Source organism: Gilvirhabdus luticola (assembly GCF_040117515.1).
GTDB lineage: Bacteria > Bacteroidota > Bacteroidia > Flavobacteriales > Flavobacteriaceae > Gilvirhabdus > Gilvirhabdus luticola.
In genome coordinates, this window is the sequence record NZ_JBEEEN010000001.1 from 774,728 (window position 1) to 791,938 (window position 17,211).

Genomic DNA, 17,211 nt, shown 5'->3' on the forward strand with positions numbered 1-17,211 from the left:
TTATATGAAAGCTTTTATATACTTTTTTATTATAGTGCTTCCTTTAGCATGTACAACCAACTCTAACAAGGAAGATGAATCAGAATTTTATGACGGAGAATTAAGTGAAATGGTGCTTGAAGAAGCGGTTTCAGATAATGCAATGATGGTTTCAAAAAGTTCAGTGCCGGCAACATATGATAAAAAAGTCATCAAAAATTCCTATTTGCGCTTTGAGACAGAAGATTTAGATAAAACCTATGACAAAATCATTCAATTTGTAAAACAAAATGAGGGTTTCATTCAAAATGATAATTCCAATAAATCTGGTAATAGACTATCTCGTAATTTAGAAATTAGAATACCTACAAGCAATTTCCAGAAAACCATAGATTCAATCAGTCGTTATGTGTCTTTTTTTGATACAAAACGCATTTCTGCTAGAGATGTAACTGAAGAATTTATTGATTTAGAAGCAAGGTTAAAAGCAAAGCAAACATTAGAAAAACGCTATTTAGAACTTTTAAGCAAAGCTAATAGTGTAAAAGAAATGCTTGAAATTGAGCGTGAACTTTCAAACATTCGTGAAGAAATTGAAGCTAAACAAGGACGTCTTAAATATTTGAATGATCAAGTATCGCTAAGTACATTAAATATTGAGTTTTATAAAATTACATCGCAGACAGGTGTCACTGTATCTTATGGTTCCAAAATGTGGAAAGCTCTTAAATCGGGTTTTAACGGACTCTCTATTTTCTTTTTAGCATTATTGAATATTTGGCCTTTTATTATAATAATACTCATTGGTTTTTTTGTAATTAAACGATGGATTAACAAAAAGAAGTGATTATGAAAAATTTAAAAAAAATTATAAAAAATAAAATTGTTTTGTCTGTTTTGGCAATGACAATTTTCCTTTCTACAACTGCATTTCGCAATGACTTTTTTGAAATTGCTAAACAAATAGAAATTTTCACCACGCTTTTTAAAGAGCTTAACATGAGCTATGTTGATGAAACTAATCCAGGAGATTTAATGGATACTGCTATTAAAAGTATGTTAAGTGATCTTGATCCCTACACTAATTTTTTGAACGAGCAAGATGTTGAAGCTGCAAGAATTAACAATACTGGTGATTATATAGGTATAGGCGCCAAAGTAAAAACCCTTAAAGATAAGCTTGTTATTATTGAACCTTACAAAGATTATCCTGCAGATGAAGCCGGTCTTAAAGCTGGAGATGAAATTATTAAAGTTGGTAATACGCTTGTTGAAAGTTATAAAGAAGATTCTGGTGATCTTTTAAAGGGTTCACCAGGTACCACTATAGATGTTACATATGTTCGCCAAGGTGAGCGGAAAACAGCAACCATTAAACGTGCTGAAGTGGAAATAGATGCTGTTCCTCATTTTTCTATGATAGATAATAAAACTGGATATATTGTATTGAGTAGATTTAATAATAAAGCATCCTCTCAAACCAATTATGCAGTAAGAGATTTAAAAGCTCAAGGAGCTGAAAGACTTATTTTAGATTTAAGAGGAAATCCAGGAGGCTTGCTTCATGAGGCAGTAAATGTCGTAAATATTTTTGTGCCTAAAGGTCAACTTGTGGTTGAAACTAAATCTAAAGTCAAGAAATTCAATAGAACTTACTATACACAAAAAGAGCCACTTGATACAGAAATTCCATTAGTTGTTTTAATAAATGGAACTAGTGCTTCTGCAAGCGAAATTGTTTCGGGGACATTGCAAGATTTAGATAGGGCTGTAATTGTTGGTTCTAGAAGTTATGGAAAAGGATTGGTTCAAAGACCAAAACAACTTACCTATGGAACTCAAATAAAGATCACAATATCCAGATATTATACACCTTCAGGTCGTTGTATTCAGGCATTAGATTACTGGAATCGTGACGAAGATGGTAAAGCTGTCAGGGTAAAGCAAGAGAACTACAATGAATTTAAAACTAAAAACGGACGGAAAGTTTTTGATGGCGGTGGAGTTCTACCAGATGAAATTATGGATATCACTAAAAATTCTGCGATTACTAATGTTTTAATTAATGATGATTTCGTCTTTAATTTTGCTACAAATTATTATTATAATCATAACATAACCGATTTTAATAATTTTAAAATTACAGATTCTGACTTTTTAGATTTTAAACAGTATTTGGTTGCTAATGGGTTTTCATTTGAAACAAAAACAGAAAAATCTTTAGCAAAAGTTATTGAGATTGCAAAGGAGGAAGAATTGGCAGACGATATTCAAAATGATTATAGTACTTTATTAACTAATTTAAATTTAGCAAAAGTTAATGCAATTGATGAAAATAAACAGCAAATAAAAGCACTGCTAACAGATGAAATTGTGAAACGCTATGTGTATAGAGAAGGTTTATATAACTATTATACATCACATAATCCTGAAATAAAAAAGGCATCTGAAATACTTAAAAATCCAACGACCTACTTTAATTATTTACGATGATTTTTAGAATGTTATTTTAAAACTGTTTCGTAGCTTTATTGATGTAGTTAGTGCGATTGGGTATAAATCATATTTATATGTGGAATATTGTCTTCAAGATATTCCTCGCCCACTGGAATAAAACCTAATTTTTTGTAAAAATCTTTTAAATAGCATTGTGCAGAAATACGTATGTTGTTTTGATTATAGTTTTTCTCTACAGCCTCAATAGAAGCATTCATTATATCATACCCATATTTAAACTGTCTATATGCTTTTGCAACCACTACTCTACCAATACTGGCTTCATTAAAATAATCTCCTGGTTTAAATAGACGGGTGTATGCAATCAGTTTGTGATCTTTAAAACCTAAAACATGTAGCGCTTTTTGGTCTTTATAATCGATATCCTGATAAACACAATCTTGCTCAACTACAAATACTTCAGAACGCAGATGAAGAATATCATAAAGTTCTAATTTAGATAATTGGTTAAATGATTTTACTTGGATATCTAACATAATTAATCTTGAACAATAATATCTTTTGCATCACATTTACCAAATTCTGGTTGAATATTAACATGATTGATTTTAAATTTATGGTACAATATTTCTTCTATGTCTTCAAGAATTTTATCAAATTCAGATAATGAAATATTGTCTTTAAAATCTATATGTGCTTCCAAATGAACTTCATCTTCATTTAATTGCCAAACGTGAACATGATGTACGTTTTTAATACTTTCTATCTGTTGTACCTCTTTTATAATATCCTTTACATGAATGTCTTCCGGTGTAAACAACATGAGGACTCTAAACGAATCCTTTAGTAAGTCAAAACCAACCCAAACCAAGTATAATGCAATTACCAAAGTTAATACCGTATCTACCCAAAAGATTTCATAGAATTTCATTAACAAGCCACCTATTAAAACCGCAACACTTGCTAACATATCTGTTAATAAATGTAAATATGCGGAGCGCATATTCATGTTTTTAGCCGCATCCTTCTTTAATAATAAAACACTAAAACCATTTGCAAAAATAGCTAATAACGATAACCAGATTACTAGATTTGATTCTATTTCAACAGGATTCTGGAACCTTTTTATAGCTTCTATGATTAATAAAACAGCTATTATAATTAATGTTGAGGCATTAACAAAAGCTGCTAAAATTTCTGCTCTTTTAAAACCAAACGTTCTTTGTAAAGAAGCAGATTTTTTTGCTAAAACATTTGCAATATAACTTACAATAAGAGAAAGTACATCTGTAAAATTATGTAAGGCATCACTTAAGAGAGATAAACTTCCGGAAAGTAAACCACCAATAACTTGGGCAACGGTAATAACAATATTTAGAAGAATAGAAATAACTAGATTTCTTCCTTTTAAATTGCTGTGGTTATGATTTGAATGATTATGAGAGTGAGAATGACTCATTTAACAGGATAATGGAATTTTATTGATGCGTCTGTCATGACGACCTCCTTCAAAACTGGTGTTTAAAAAGGTTTCTACCATTTCTATAGCCTGTTCTTTTGCGGTAAAGCGCGCTGGAATACTTAATATATTAGCATTATTATGGCTTCTGGCTAGTTCTGCAATCTCTTTGGTCCAGCAAATAGCCGAACGAATACCTTGATGCTTATTTGCAGTCATACTGGCTCCATTACCACTCCCGCAAATAATAATTCCAAAATCAGCTTTATTATCTTCAACATCTTGCGCAACAGGATGTATAAAATCTGCGTAATCTACACTATCACTAGAATCAGAGCCATGATTTAATACCTCTATCCCTTTAGATTCTAGGTATTTTAAAACAGCGAATTTATATTCAGTTCCTGCGTGATCATTTCCTATAGATATTTTCATAAAAAACTAGCTTATTTTATAGATACCAAAGTTACAAAATAACAACTATTAATATCTAAATGTTCATTAGTATATTCATTAGTTGTTAATAAATGTTTATTATTTTCTAATAGATAAATTTTTTAATCTAGAAATTTTTTACAATTAAAAATAAGAATATAAAATTCAATAAATTATATCTTTTGTTATAACAATCTTACGAGATTAAAATACCTACATACCAACATAAAATTTTTAAAAAGATATGAATAAAACGATGTGTTCTAAACTTATAAACAGTTGTGTATAATTATCATAAAACCTTTATATATGAACACATTAGATATAATTATACGGTTAATTAATAGCTGATAAAAAGTAAATAAGCTATTTTCAAAATAAAAAATAAAAAAGTTATAAGCCTTATTAACACACTATAATAATCACTATTTTCTTTTTTAAAATTTTTAAATAACCTAATTATATAATATATATTGTTAATAATAGTAAAAACTGGTTTAATTTAACTATCTTCAATAAACTGTAAATCAGTTTACTATAGAATTACCAGATAACCAAAATTTAGAAAAAGTTTATATCTATAATAATTTTGGAAATCAGTCAAACCTCACACAAGAGAGTCATAAATTCTTCATAACTCGCGTCTGGACTTTATTATGTAGAGATAGTAATTGATCAAGGAAAAGCTACTAAAAAATTAGTTAAAGAATAGTAAATATTACCAATACTTATCTCTATTAAATATATCAAAGAGATTTAAAAATATAATATTATGAAAAAACCATTCCTTCTTTTATTAAGTATAATGATCTGGTCTGTTGGTTCTAGCCAAATTGTTTTTGACGAACATATACTAGCAGAAACCTTAGAACAAGCCATTGATGTATATGCTTTTGATATTGACGGAGATGGTGATTTAGATTTATTAGGCAATGAATCTTACGGACATATTTTATGGTTTAAAAACACCGATGGACTCGGTGACTTTAGTGAGGCGATTACCATTGAGAAATTGGGATATAGTGTTGTCGACACCTTTACTTCAGATCTAGACGGAGATGGTGATCAAGATGTTATAATTGCTACTTCTGGTGGTATCCATTGGTTTGAAAATATGGATGGTGAAGGCACCTTCAGCACTTTAATTGATATTGGAACAGGATGGGGTGGAGGAAGTGCTTTTGCAGCCGATCTTGACGATGATGGCGATATGGATATTATTGCTGGATACTATGATGATTTATTTGGTTCATTACAATGGTATAAAAACGATGGTTTCGGAAATTTTACAGATGGTATTGCAATGCCGTCTGACCGATTGGTTATAGATGTATTAGCTATAGACATAGATAACGATAATGATCTAGACTTATGTACAACCTCCTACTTTTCAGCTGGACCAGGAGGTACTTCTAGTCATACGGTTGGTTGGTATGAAAACACCGATGGTTTAGGGACTTTTAGTACCCAAAATGTATTTTCAACAGGAAGCGGTCGTATTGGCGATGTTATAAGATCTACGGATCTGGACGGAGACGGTGACCCAGATATATTAATAGGCGGAGAAGGGACATTAGGAGATCAGGTGATTTGGTTTGAAAATTTAGATGGCATGGGAACCTTTGGTCCAGAACGGGTTATAGCAGTGGATTTAGAAAAGTTATATATACATGGAATTCATATAAATGACGTTGATGCTGACGGAGATATGGATGTGATTGCCTCATGGGATGATGGAATTGGGTACGGTGAGATTGTATGGTATGAAAACATCGATGGTCGAAGGAATTTTGGGTACAAACAAATAGTCACATCAACTTGTGAATACGGCGGATCGATTTATTCTGGAGATTTTGATGGTGATGGTTATATTGACGTGTTTGGAGCATCATTGGATAAATTTACTTGGTATGAAAATTCTTTGATTCTTGGAAATATTGATTTTGATACGTCTCGATTTTCAATTTATCCCAATCCAGCAAAAGACCAATTCACCATTAGTTTAAATAAGGGTATAGAATTAGATCATGTTAATATCTACAATCAATTAGGGCAATTAATAAGTTCTACTCACGAAACAACAGTTAGTAATTTAGGTTTATCATCAGGTATGTATTATGTTGAAATCATCAAAAATACAGGAAAAGCAACTAATAAAATTGTTATCGAGTAATACTTAATGGATTGATTTAAAAGAATTCATCTAATTTTGAATCCACCTCACATGAATTAAGCGCGTCCGAACGATAAAAAACTCAATACTTAAAGAGAAAATAATTATTTTATATATATTGTTAAAAATAGCAAAACCTAGTTTAGTTTTCCTATCTTCAGAAAACTATAAATCAGTTAATTATGAAATTATTTTTGTATTTTTTCCTATGCCCTTTTTTTCTATTTAGTCAAACTCAAATTGGTAATGATATTGATGGTGAGGCCGCAGGGGATCATTCAGGATGGTCTGTAAGTTTATCTAATGATGGAAGTATGGTTGCTATTGGCGCTAATGGTAATGATGGTAACGGTGATTTATCGGGTCATGTCCGAATTTACGAAAACCAATCCGGTACTTGGACGCAAATAGGTAATGATATTGATGGAGAGGCCGCAGGAGATCAATCAGGATATTCAGTAAGTTTATCTAATGATGGAAGTGTAGTTGCTATTGGTGCGCCTCTGAACGATGATAATGGAAATTTATCGGGTCACGTCCGAATTTACGAAAACCAATCCGGTACTTGGACGCAGATAGGTAATGATATTGATGGAGAACTAGCGGTTGATCGATTAGGATTTTCAGTAAGTTTATCTAATAATGGAAGTTTGGTTGCTATAAGCTCTCCTTGGAATGATAATAATGGGAATGAATCAGGCTATGTACGAATTTTCGAAAACCAGTCCGGCACTTGGACCCAGGTAGGAAATAATATAGAAGGTGAAGCGGCAGAGGATAGATCGGGAACTTCAATAAGCTTATCTAGCGATGGTTCTATAGTTGCAATAGGAGCTTATCAGAATGATGGTAATGGAAATTTATCTGGTCACGCACGAATTTACGAAAACCAGTCCGGTACTTGGACCCAGATAGGTAATGATATAGATGGTGAAGCTGAAATTGACTATTTCGGTCATTCAGTAAGTTTATCCAGTGATGGTACCATAGTTGCTATTGGAGCTATTTTTAATAGTGGTAACGGAGGTTCATCAGGTCATGTGCGCATATTCAAAAATCAATCTGGTACTTGGACCCAAATAGGTAATGATATTGATGGTGAAGCAGCAGGAGATCAATCAGGATATTCAGTAAGTCTATCCAGTGATGGTAGTGTAGTTGCTATTAGTGCTAATGGTAATGATGGAGCTACTGGAGTAGATTCAGGTCATGTACGTATTTATAAAAACCAATCCGGTACTTGGACCCAAATAGGTAATGATATTGATGGTGAGGCAGCAGGTGATGTTTCAGGATGGTTTATAAGTTTATCGGGTAATAGCAGTATAGTCGCTATTGGGACAATATTTAATGACGGCAATGGAGTAGATTCAGGCCATGTACGTGTTTATGATTTAAGTGGTTTATTATCATTAGATGAGTTTGTATTATCAAATTTTAGTATGTTTCCAAATCCAGCAAAAAATATAATTACTATTCAGTTAAAAGGAGGAATGGAATTAGAAAAAGTTAATATCTATAATTATTTGGGTCAATTTATAAGTTCTACAAAGGAGAATATTATAAATTCATCTGAACTTTCGGGTGGTATCTATTTTGTTGAAATAGAAACTAATAAAGGAAAAGCGTCTAAAAAACTAATTATAGAATAAAAAACGATATAGATAATATTTTGAGGCTTACGGTTTAACGTAAGCCTTTTTTATTATTTAACCTTAAGAGAACACTATTAAATAATTATGTAGTATATATTATACATAAGTCTAGTATGTCAAAAATATGAAGTAAGTTTTTTCTTTAAATTTTTGTATATTTATCATACAACCAATTACTTATAAGATATGAAACAATTATTACTCTCATTTATATGTGTATTTTGTATCACTTTAAACTACTCACAGACCTTTACTATAGATGGATTAGAATATACTGTTACTGATGGAACAAACGTCTCGGTAAAAAAAGGAAATAGTACCTGCCCAACAGGTGCATTAAATATACCTGAAACAGTTGAAGATAATAGTATAACATATACAGTAACTAGTATAGAAACCACTGGTTTTATAGGTTGTATAGATATTACAAGTATTAGTTTTCCAACAAGTATTACTACTATTGGTGTTAATGCTTTTAATAATTGTACAGGTTTAACAAGTATTACTTTACCAGAGGGTCTTATTAGTATTGATTCTGCTGTTTTTTATAATTGTACTAACTTAACAAGTGTAAATTTTCCAATAAGTCTTAATAGTATAGGAAGTTCTGCTTTTGGTAATTGTGCTAGTCTAGCAAGTGCTAGTTTACCAGAAGGTCTTACTAGTATAGGACAAGGATCATTTCAATCTTGTGCGAGCCTAACGAATGTTGTCTTACCAGATAACCTAACTAGTATAGATAATTATGTTTTTAATAATTGTACTAACTTAACAAATATAAATTTTCCATCAAGTCTTACTACTATAGGAGAATCAGCTTTCGGTTATTGTACAAGTTTAACAAGCGTTAATTTACCAAATAGTCTTACTAACATAGCAGATTTCGCTTTTACTAGTGCAGGATTAATAAGTGTTGATATACCAGAAAACATAACTGTAATTAATATGAGTGCTTTTGGTTATTGTTCAAACTTGATCAGTGTAAATTTTCCATCAAGTCTTACTACTATAGGTTCTAGTGCATTTCGTTCTACTGGATTAACAAGTGTTAGTCTACCTGCAAGCCTTACAAGTATAAATGGTTTTGCTTTTCGTGATTGTACTAGTTTGACAAGTGTTAGTCTATCTAATGGTCTTACTAGTATAGGACAAGGATCATTTCAGTCATGTACTAGTTTAATAAGTATTGATCTTCCTGCAAGTCTTACAAGTATAAGTGATTTTGCTTTTCAAGATTGTACTAGCTTAACAAGTGTAACAGCCCGAATGCCGACACCACCAATAATAAATTCTAATGTATTTTTAAATGTAAATATAGAAGGTATGCCATTATTTGTTCCTTCTGGTTCAGAAACATTATACCAATTTGAAAACGTCTGGGAAGAGTTTCTAATCCAAGCTTTAAGTACAGCAGAAATTAATCTATTAATAGCTTTACAATTATATCCAAATCCAGTAAAAGATTTATTTAATATTAGTATTAACAATGATCTTGAATTACAAAAGATTAATATTTATAATAGTTTAGGTCAGAATATGCTAACCACAAATTCTAAAGAAATAGCTATAAATAGCTTTCAATCTGGAATCTACTATGTTGAAGTTTTAACAGATAAAGGAAAAGCAACAAAACAGATTATAAAACAATAAACTCTAATTAAGACTTTTAAAAGGTTGTATTAATACAGCCTTTTTTATTATTTAGCCTTAAGAAAACACTATTTAATATTTAAAGTGTAGCTTTGCACCAGTCTTAAAAGATTGATTTAAAAGAATTCACCTAATTTTAAATCTGCTTCACGTGAGTTAAAGTTCGTCCAAACAATAAAAATCAATACTTTTAAAACAAAATAATTAATAAGATTTCCACAGTTGTGGAAACAAGATGAAATAAATGACAAGAAAGAAAAAAAGGAAATCATCTAACAAGATTTCCAACCTTACAAATACGATCTTAAGTATTTTAAAAAAAGATAGAAACCAATCCTTTAATTATAAACAAATAGCTGCTAAACTTGGTGTTAACGATGCAAGTAGCAGAAATCAAATTATTAAAAAACTTCAACAATTAAAAGCAAAACAAGAAATTGAAGAAGTAGAACGAGGTAAATTTAAAGCGATTGTTAATACCGAGTATCATACAGGAATTTTAGATATATCACAAAAAGGTTCAGGATACGTTATTTGCGATGATTTTGAAGAAGATATTTATATAGCTTCAAATAATATTAATCGTGCTCTAGATGGTGATGAGGTTGAGCTTTATGTATATAAAAGGTCAAGACGAGGCAGATTTGAAGGAGAAATTACAAAAGTTTTAAAAAGAGCAAAAAGCGATTACGTTGGCGTCATTCAGATTCATAAAAGTTATGCCTTTGTTATTGCAGATAGCAACAAAATGTATAAAGATATTTTTGTACCTATCAATAAAATAAATAAAGCAGAAGATGGTGATAAAGTTTTAGTAAAACTTGAAGATTGGCCAGAAAAGGCTGATTCTCCTTACGGAAAAGTGCTTAAAGTTCTAGGAAAACCTGGAGAGCACAATACTGAAATCCACTCCATTTTAGCCGAATACGGTTTACCTTATGAGTTTCCTCACGAAGTAGAAGATTATGCTAACAAAATTGATACATCTATTACAAAAGAAGAAATTGCTAAACGAAGGGACATGCGTAAAGTATTAACCTTTACTATAGATCCAAAAGACGCAAAAGACTTTGATGATGCATTATCTTTTCAAGTTCTTGAAAACGGATTATTTGAAATAGGAATTCATATTGCAGATGTATCACATTATTTACAACCTAATACGGTTCTAGATGATGAAGCTTATGAACGGGCAACGTCTGTTTATTTAGTAGATCGTGTAGTGCCAATGCTTCCAGAGATATTATCAAACAATGCATGTTCTTTAAGACCACACGAGGAAAAGTATACGTTTTCTGCTGTTTTTCAAATGAATGATAAAGCAGAGGTTAAGAATCAATGGTTTGGTAGAACGGTCACGTATTCTGATACAAGATTCGCTTATGAAGAAGCGCAAGCAATCATTGAAAAAAATATCACCATGAGCGCAGTCGAAACATCTCAATTACATAAAATAGATACCAATATTCCATCTGAAGTTTCATTAACAGGAAAAGATTATCAAACTTCGCCAGAAATTGCGCAAGCAATACTTAAACTTGATGAACTTGCTAAAATTATGCGTAAAAAACGCATGAGTTCTGGAGCAATCTCCTTTGATAAAGTAGAAGTAAAGTTTAATTTAGACGAAGAAAATAATCCAATAGGTGTTTTTATTAAAACAAGTAAAGAAGCAAATAAGCTAATAGAAGAGTTTATGCTTCTTGCAAATAAAAAAGTGGCAGAATATATTGGTAAACAAAACCCTAAAAAGACATTTATATATCGTGTTCATGATGAGCCCGATGATAGTAAATTAGCTGCTTTACAAGGTATTGTTTCTAAATTTGGTTATAAGCTCAACTTTAAAGACAGAAAGTCTATAACAACATCACTAAATAATTTATTACAAGATGTTGTTGGGAAAAAAGAACAGAATTTAGTGGATACTTTGGCTATTAGAAGCATGAGTAAGGCAGAATACACCACACAAAATATTGGTCATTATGGTTTAGCTTTCGATTATTATAGTCATTTTACGTCACCAATTAGGCGTTATCCTGACGTGATGGCACATCGTTTATTACAACATTATTTAGATGGCCAAAAATCTGTAAATGAAGACATCTACGAAGAAAAATGCCAGCACTCTAGTAATATGGAATATCTTGCGACAAAAGCTGAAAGAGATTCTATAAAATACATGCAAATTAAGTTTATGCAAGACCATCAAGACGAAGAGTTTCTTGGTGTGATATCTGGTGTGACAGATTGGGGAATTTATGTAGAAATTATTTCCAATAAATGCGAAGGCATGGTAAGAATTAGAGACATTAAAGACGATCATTACGATTTTGATGAAAGCCAATATGCTTTGGTCGGCAGGAATACTAAAAATACATACCAATTAGGAGATGAAGTTTTGGTTAAGGTTAAAGAAACTGATCTTATAAAAAAACATTTAGATTTTAATTTAATTGGTAAAAACGAAGACAATCATTAACTTTTTACACTATAAAATTTTATCATGGTTTTAACAACAACAGACACTATTGAAGGCTTTAAAATACAAGATTATTTAGGTATTGTTTCAGGTGTTGGCGTTAACGCAAGAAAAGCTACTTTTACATTTAATGTTGAAAAATATTTTAACTCTTTAGAGGAAAGTGTTCTTCAAATAAAAGAAGAAGCATTTCAAAAAATAAAAGAAAACGCAAAAAAATTGAATGCAAATGCTATAGTTGGTATAAGTGTTGATGTAGAAACATTTCCATCATCTATGTATATAATGGTATCTGTAACAGGAACAGCCGTTAGAGTTGGTTAAAAATTAATTCTTTAATCCATTAAATAAAACAGTAAAAATGAAAAATTTAGTCTTAACCTTAACAATGCTTATTTCTTTAGTTGCTTTTTCCCAAAAAGGAATAGAAAAAAAAGTAGGAGAATTTAAATCGCTTAAAGTCTATGATTTAATTGAAGTAAAACTTATTAAGTCTGATGAAAACAAAATAGTAATTTTAGGGAAGAATACCGAAGATGTTTTGTTTATAAACAAAGATGGAAAGCTAAAAATAAGAATGGCTTTAGAAAAAATATTCAACGGTGAAGATACCCGAATCAATTTATATTACACAAATATTGATGTTATAGATGCCAATGAAGGCGCATACATTCATTCAGAAGACGAAATTAAGCAGTATGAAATAGATTTAAATGCTCAAGAAGGTGCTTTTATAAAAGCGAAGATAGATGTCACTTATGCAAACATAAGATCTGTTACAGGAGCTAGTGTTCAGGCCTACGGAAAAGCAAAACATCAGGATGTCTCCATTTACACAGGAGGAACCTATAAGGCCCAAAATCTTGAAACAGAATTCACAGATGTTTCTATTAGAGCAGCAGGAGAGGCGCATGTAAAAGCATCAACATTAGTCAACGCTAAAGTTAGGGCTGGAGGAGATATTTATATTTATGGAAACCCCGAAAGAGTTGATGAAAATAAAGTTTTAGGCGGACGAATTAAACACATGGATTAATGGTTGGCGATTAAATAATAGAGTTTTATGATGAACGATATAATATCTGCGATTCCTTTTGGTATCATCCTATCGTTTACCATAGGGCCTGTTTTTTTTGTCTTGCTTGAAACCGGTGCCACCAAAGGATTTAAAAGCGCCCTTATATTCGATCTAGGAGTTATTCTCGCAGATATTGTTTTTATTTTAGTTGCTTTTTACAGCACCAATAGACTTCTTGAAAAGGTAAAAGACGATCCAAGCTTCTTGATTTTTGGTGGGGTTTTATTGGTAGCCTATGGGTTTATCACTTTTATTAAAACATCAAAATCATTTAGATCTATAGTTAAAGAATACCATAAAGTAGAAATTCAAAAAAACTACGGAAAACTTTTTTTAAAAGGATTTTTATTAAACTTTATTAATATTGGTGTCTTACTAGGTTGGCTTGGCTTTATTTTAATAGGCAATTCTTTAACCAATAGCACAGATGGCATTTTTGTGTTTTTAATAACTATACTCGTGGTTTATTTCATTGTAGACGTTTTTAAAATATTGGTTGCAAAAACGCTCAAAAATAAGTTAACACCTCGGTTAATTTTTAAAACCAAAAAGATAATTGCATTAGTGATTTTAGGTTTTGGGATTTTACTGTTGGTTCAAGGATTCTTTCCTAATGAAAAAGAATTAATTAAAGACAAAATAGAGCAATTTAATCCAATAAACGAAAAGCCTCCAGAGTAAATTTCTAAAGGCTTTTTTTGAGGCGTCTAGCGGATTCGAACCGCTGTACGAGCTTTTGCAGAGCCCTGCCTAGCCACTCGGCCAAGACGCCTAATTTTGATTGCAAATGTAAAAAAAATTAAGGGTTAACAAAGATAACAACTTATTTTTTGCGCTTTTCAGTCATTTTAATAGTTACCTTTTCAACATCACCACCTATAGGAGGATTTAGCTTACTTATCCATACAGTAGCTTTGTCGACCAATTCATGCTCTTTAATTACCCTATTTAAAATACGTTCTGCAACAGTTTCTAGCAAATGTGATGGTTTTTGCATTTCTTCTTTAACAACTTTGTTTAAAAACACATAATCTACCGTATCATGAAGCATATCGGTTTGTGAAGATTTTTTAAGGCTTGCATTAACCTTTAAATCAACCCTGTAGTCGCTCCCTATTTTTTTTTCTTCAACCAAGCAACCATGATAGGCGAAAACCCTGATATTTTCAATTTTGACTATTCCCAATATATTAGAATTTATAAGTGAAAAAATAACACGTATTTTGATAACTTTGTAAACTTATTAAAAACTCATGAGCGAAGAAACCAAATCGTTAAATTTTATAGAGCATATTATTGAAGAAGATCTAAAAAATGGACTACCTCAATCTTCTTTGCGATTTAGATTTCCACCAGAGCCAAATGGTTATTTACATATTGGGCATACAAAAGCTATAGGTATAAGCTTTGGTTTAGGGGAAAAATATAATGCACCTGTCAACCTTAGATTTGACGACACTAACCCAACAAAAGAAGAGCAGGAATATGTTGATGCAATCAAAAGAGACATCTCTTGGCTAGGGTATAAGTGGGCAAACGAATGTTATTCATCAGATTACTTTCAGCAACTGTATGATTGGGCTATAGAATTAATAAAGGAAGGTAAAGCTTATGTTGATTCGCAATCTAGTGAGGCTATGGCGGAGCAAAAAGGCACACCAACGCAACCAGGTATTGATGGGCCTTATCGCAATAGGAGTGTTGAAGAAAATATAGATTTATTCCAGCGCATGAAGAATGGTGAATTTGCCGAAGGAACACATGTATTGCGGGCCAAAATAGATATGCAAGATCCAAACATGTTAATGCGTGACCCATTAATGTATCGCATATTGCACGCACATCATCATCGCACAAAAAACCAATGGTGTATTTACCCAATGTACGATTGGACACATGGTGAAAGCGATTATATTGAACAAATATCTCACTCGCTTTGTTCATTAGAGTTTAAACCACACAGGAAACTTTATGATTGGTTTAAGCATAATGTTTACAAGTATCAATCAAAAGAATTACCATTACTTCCTAAACAACGTGAATTCGCCAGATTAAATTTAAGCTATACCATAATGAGTAAGCGTAAATTATTAAAACTAGTACAAGACAAAATTGTTTCAGGATGGGACGACCCTAGAATGCCAACAATATCAGGCTTAAGAAGAAGAGGCTATACACCAAACGCCATTAGAAAATTTGTTGAAACAGTAGGAGTTGCCAAACGAGATAATGTTATAGATGTATCTCTATTAGAGTTTTGTATTCGAGAGGATTTAAATAAAATAGCCCCAAGAGTTATGGCTGTTTTAAATCCTGTTAAAGTAATTATTACTAATTATCCAAAGGAAAAGGAAGAATGGCTTGATGCAGAAAATAACCCTGAAGACGAATCTTCAGGATTTAGAAAAGTTCCTTTTTCTAGAGAAATATATATTGAAAATGAAGATTTTAAAGAACAAGCAAATTCAAAATATTTCAGATTAACAATCGGAAAACAAGTTAGGCTAAAGAATGCATACATCATAAAAGGTGAAAGTGTTATTAAAGATAGTAATGGAAATATTGTTGAAATACACTGCACTTATACCGAAGACAAATCGATAAAAGTGAAAGGAACTTTACATTGGGTATCGGTTAGGCACGCCTTAAATGCTGAAGTTAGAGAGTACGATAGACTTTTTATTGATGAAGCACCAGACAGCCATTCAGATAAAGATTTTATGGATTTAATCAATCCAAATTCATTAAAAATTATTAACGCATTGGTAGAACCAAGTCTCAAAGAAGCTAAAATAGGCGATAGTTTTCAGTTCCAAAGGTTAGGCTACTTTAATGTTGATCAGGACTCAACATCAGGGAATTTAATTTTTAACAAAACAGTTGGCTTACGTGATACTTGGTCTAGACAATCAGACAAACAAAATCAACACCCAAAAAGTTTAAGCTCTAATCAAAATCATCGCAAAGCTATCGATATTATTAAACAGCTTGGGAAAAAGTATACTAACTACCCAGAAGACAAGCAACAAAAAGTTAAAGCTGAAATTCAAGAATTAGCTATAAATGTTAGCTACGATGAATTGTCCCCTTTGTTTAATACCGCAGCCAAAAAGGTCGGGACTCGAATAGCAACATTGATAACACTCAAGGTTTTATTGAACAAAGGACTTGAAACTAATGAAGATATTCAAGATTTTATTGCAAAGGCAGTAGAGGATTCGAATGAGGTTTTATCTAACGAAGCAACCTCGATGTAGTTGTTAAAAAGCAAGACCGCATTTATATTTTTCATACATTTAACACACTAACTAAATTTGTTTAATATGGAAATTAATTTTTTAGCACTAATTGCTGCGGCAGTTTCTGCTCTTGTAGTGGGTTTTGTTTGGTACAACCCAAAAGTATTTGGTACAGCTTGGATGAAGGCTGCAGATATGACTGAAGAAAAAATGAAAGGAGCAAACATGGGTAAAATATTTGCCCTTGCACTCTTTTTTGCATTCTTATTGGCATTCGCATTACAGTTTATAACTATTCACCAAACAGGTGCTTTAGGAATGGTGGGTGGAGACTTATCGACTGCAAAACCATCATTTCAGGCTTTTATGGATGATTATGGCACAGCCTACAGAACCTTTAAACACGGCGCCCTACATGGAGTCATTGCTGGAATATTCATTGCCCTACCAATTATTGGAACAAACGCTTTATTTGAGCGCAAAGGAGCTAAATATATTTTTATAAACAGCGGCTATTGGATTGTTACTCTTTCAGTAATGGGAGCAATTGTTTGTGGTTGGGTCTAATTTGTAACTAATATTAATTTTAAAAGACTAAACGATA

The 17,211-nt window shown here is 31.7% G+C and carries 15 protein-coding genes and 1 tRNA gene; 11 read left to right on the top strand and 5 right to left on the bottom strand.

Translation table 11 applies throughout. The annotated features are described in order from the left end of the window. The first annotated feature begins 4 nt into the window (after positions 1-4). Together AAFP94_RS03540 and AAFP94_RS03545 are read left to right on the top strand one after the other, a co-directional pair. Positions 5-826: a DUF4349 domain-containing protein gene (locus AAFP94_RS03540; protein WP_316660457.1), complete on the top strand. Its 822-nt coding sequence runs from the start codon at positions 5-7 to the stop codon at positions 824-826. Positions 827-828: 2 nt separating this feature from the next. Then, positions 829-2,472 carry a S41 family peptidase gene (locus tag AAFP94_RS03545; protein ID WP_316660456.1) on the top strand — a complete coding sequence of 548 codons (1,644 nt, stop codon included), beginning with the start codon at positions 829-831 and terminating at the stop codon, positions 2,470-2,472. A gap of 47 nt (positions 2,473-2,519) precedes the next feature. Here AAFP94_RS03545 and AAFP94_RS03550 read toward each other — a convergent pair whose 3' ends face one another. From AAFP94_RS03550 to rpiB, 3 genes are read right to left on the bottom strand one after another with little or no spacing between them, the layout of a single operon-like run. Further along, a complete protein-coding gene (locus AAFP94_RS03550) occupies positions 2,520-2,972 on the bottom strand; it encodes a GNAT family N-acetyltransferase (RefSeq protein ID WP_316660455.1) in 453 nt (150 codons plus the stop codon). A gap of 2 nt (positions 2,973-2,974) precedes the next feature. After that, positions 2,975-3,895, bottom strand: coding sequence for a cation diffusion facilitator family transporter (locus AAFP94_RS03555; protein ID WP_316660454.1), 921 nt, complete (start codon positions 3,893-3,895; stop codon positions 2,975-2,977). Next, entirely contained in the window at positions 3,896-4,330 is a 435-nt protein-coding gene (rpiB, locus tag AAFP94_RS03560; RefSeq protein ID WP_316660452.1) for a ribose 5-phosphate isomerase B, read from the bottom strand. It abuts the gene before it with no gap. Between the two features lie 772 nt (positions 4,331-5,102). Here rpiB and AAFP94_RS03565 point away from each other — a divergent pair. The 7 genes from AAFP94_RS03565 to AAFP94_RS03595 all read left to right on the top strand — a co-directional run bounded on the left by AAFP94_RS03565 (position 5,103) and on the right by AAFP94_RS03595 (position 14,049). After that, positions 5,103-6,503, top strand: coding sequence for a T9SS type A sorting domain-containing protein (locus AAFP94_RS03565; RefSeq protein ID WP_316660451.1), 1,401 nt, complete (start codon positions 5,103-5,105; stop codon positions 6,501-6,503). 182 nt (positions 6,504-6,685) lie between these two features. Next, entirely contained in the window at positions 6,686-8,155 is a 1,470-nt protein-coding gene (locus AAFP94_RS03570) for a T9SS type A sorting domain-containing protein (RefSeq protein ID WP_316660450.1), read from the top strand. Between the two features lie 189 nt (positions 8,156-8,344). Beyond that, the gene (locus tag AAFP94_RS03575) at positions 8,345-9,808 is read left to right on the top strand and encodes a leucine-rich repeat domain-containing protein (protein ID WP_316660449.1); all 1,464 of its coding nucleotides are present in this window, start codon (positions 8,345-8,347) and stop codon (positions 9,806-9,808) included. Positions 9,809-10,052: 244 nt separating this feature from the next. Next, the gene (locus AAFP94_RS03580) at positions 10,053-12,290 is read left to right on the top strand and encodes a ribonuclease R family protein (protein WP_316660448.1); all 2,238 of its coding nucleotides are present in this window, start codon (positions 10,053-10,055) and stop codon (positions 12,288-12,290) included. 24 nt (positions 12,291-12,314) lie between these two features. Continuing rightward, entirely contained in the window at positions 12,315-12,614 is a 300-nt protein-coding gene (locus AAFP94_RS03585; protein WP_316660447.1) for a heavy metal-binding domain-containing protein, read from the top strand. A 37-nt stretch (positions 12,615-12,651) separates the two neighbouring features. Then, the gene (locus AAFP94_RS03590; RefSeq protein ID WP_316660446.1) at positions 12,652-13,326 is read left to right on the top strand and encodes a head GIN domain-containing protein; all 675 of its coding nucleotides are present in this window, start codon (positions 12,652-12,654) and stop codon (positions 13,324-13,326) included. Positions 13,327-13,353: 27 nt separating this feature from the next. After that, a complete protein-coding gene (locus AAFP94_RS03595; protein WP_316660445.1) occupies positions 13,354-14,049 on the top strand; it encodes a LysE family translocator in 696 nt (231 codons plus the stop codon). Positions 14,050-14,069: 20 nt separating this feature from the next. Here the strand turns inward: AAFP94_RS03595 and AAFP94_RS03600 are convergent. Next, positions 14,070-14,140: transfer RNA gene (locus AAFP94_RS03600), tRNA-Cys, on the bottom strand. A gap of 51 nt (positions 14,141-14,191) precedes the next feature. After that, the gene (gene folB / locus AAFP94_RS03605) at positions 14,192-14,554 is read right to left on the bottom strand and encodes a dihydroneopterin aldolase (protein WP_316660444.1); all 363 of its coding nucleotides are present in this window, start codon (positions 14,552-14,554) and stop codon (positions 14,192-14,194) included. 67 nt (positions 14,555-14,621) lie between these two features. Between folB and AAFP94_RS03610 the strand changes: the two genes are divergently transcribed. Both AAFP94_RS03610 and AAFP94_RS03615 read left to right on the top strand, forming a co-directional pair. Beyond that, positions 14,622-16,625, top strand: a complete 2,004-nt coding sequence (locus AAFP94_RS03610) for a glutamine--tRNA ligase/YqeY domain fusion protein (protein WP_316660443.1) — start codon at positions 14,622-14,624, stop codon at positions 16,623-16,625. A gap of 66 nt (positions 16,626-16,691) precedes the next feature. Next, positions 16,692-17,174, top strand: coding sequence for a DUF1761 domain-containing protein (locus tag AAFP94_RS03615; protein WP_316660441.1), 483 nt, complete (start codon positions 16,692-16,694; stop codon positions 17,172-17,174). Positions 17,175-17,211 lie beyond the last annotated feature (37 nt).

What these genes read in the sequence shown, in the direction of transcription:
- AAFP94_RS03540 (WP_316660457.1), top strand. Translation starts at nt 5, where the DNA reads ATGAAAGCTTTTATATACTTTTTTATTATAGTGCTTCCTTTAGCATGT.
- AAFP94_RS03545 (WP_316660456.1), top strand. Translation starts at nt 829, where the DNA reads ATGAAAAATTTAAAAAAAATTATAAAAAATAAAATTGTTTTGTCTGTT.
- AAFP94_RS03550 (WP_316660455.1), bottom strand. Translation starts at nt 2,972, where the DNA reads ATGTTAGATATCCAAGTAAAATCATTTAACCAATTATCTAAATTAGAA.
- AAFP94_RS03555 (WP_316660454.1), bottom strand. Translation starts at nt 3,895, where the DNA reads ATGAGTCATTCTCACTCTCATAATCATTCAAATCATAACCACAGCAAT.
- rpiB (WP_316660452.1), bottom strand. Translation starts at nt 4,330, where the DNA reads ATGAAAATATCTATAGGAAATGATCACGCAGGAACTGAATATAAATTC.
- AAFP94_RS03565 (WP_316660451.1), top strand. Translation starts at nt 5,103, where the DNA reads ATGAAAAAACCATTCCTTCTTTTATTAAGTATAATGATCTGGTCTGTT.
- AAFP94_RS03570 (WP_316660450.1), top strand. Translation starts at nt 6,686, where the DNA reads ATGAAATTATTTTTGTATTTTTTCCTATGCCCTTTTTTTCTATTTAGT.
- AAFP94_RS03575 (WP_316660449.1), top strand. Translation starts at nt 8,345, where the DNA reads ATGAAACAATTATTACTCTCATTTATATGTGTATTTTGTATCACTTTA.
- AAFP94_RS03580 (WP_316660448.1), top strand. Translation starts at nt 10,053, where the DNA reads ATGACAAGAAAGAAAAAAAGGAAATCATCTAACAAGATTTCCAACCTT.
- AAFP94_RS03585 (WP_316660447.1), top strand. Translation starts at nt 12,315, where the DNA reads ATGGTTTTAACAACAACAGACACTATTGAAGGCTTTAAAATACAAGAT.
- AAFP94_RS03590 (WP_316660446.1), top strand. Translation starts at nt 12,652, where the DNA reads ATGAAAAATTTAGTCTTAACCTTAACAATGCTTATTTCTTTAGTTGCT.
- AAFP94_RS03595 (WP_316660445.1), top strand. Translation starts at nt 13,354, where the DNA reads ATGATGAACGATATAATATCTGCGATTCCTTTTGGTATCATCCTATCG.
- AAFP94_RS03610 (WP_316660443.1), top strand. Translation starts at nt 14,622, where the DNA reads ATGAGCGAAGAAACCAAATCGTTAAATTTTATAGAGCATATTATTGAA.
- AAFP94_RS03615 (WP_316660441.1), top strand. Translation starts at nt 16,692, where the DNA reads ATGGAAATTAATTTTTTAGCACTAATTGCTGCGGCAGTTTCTGCTCTT.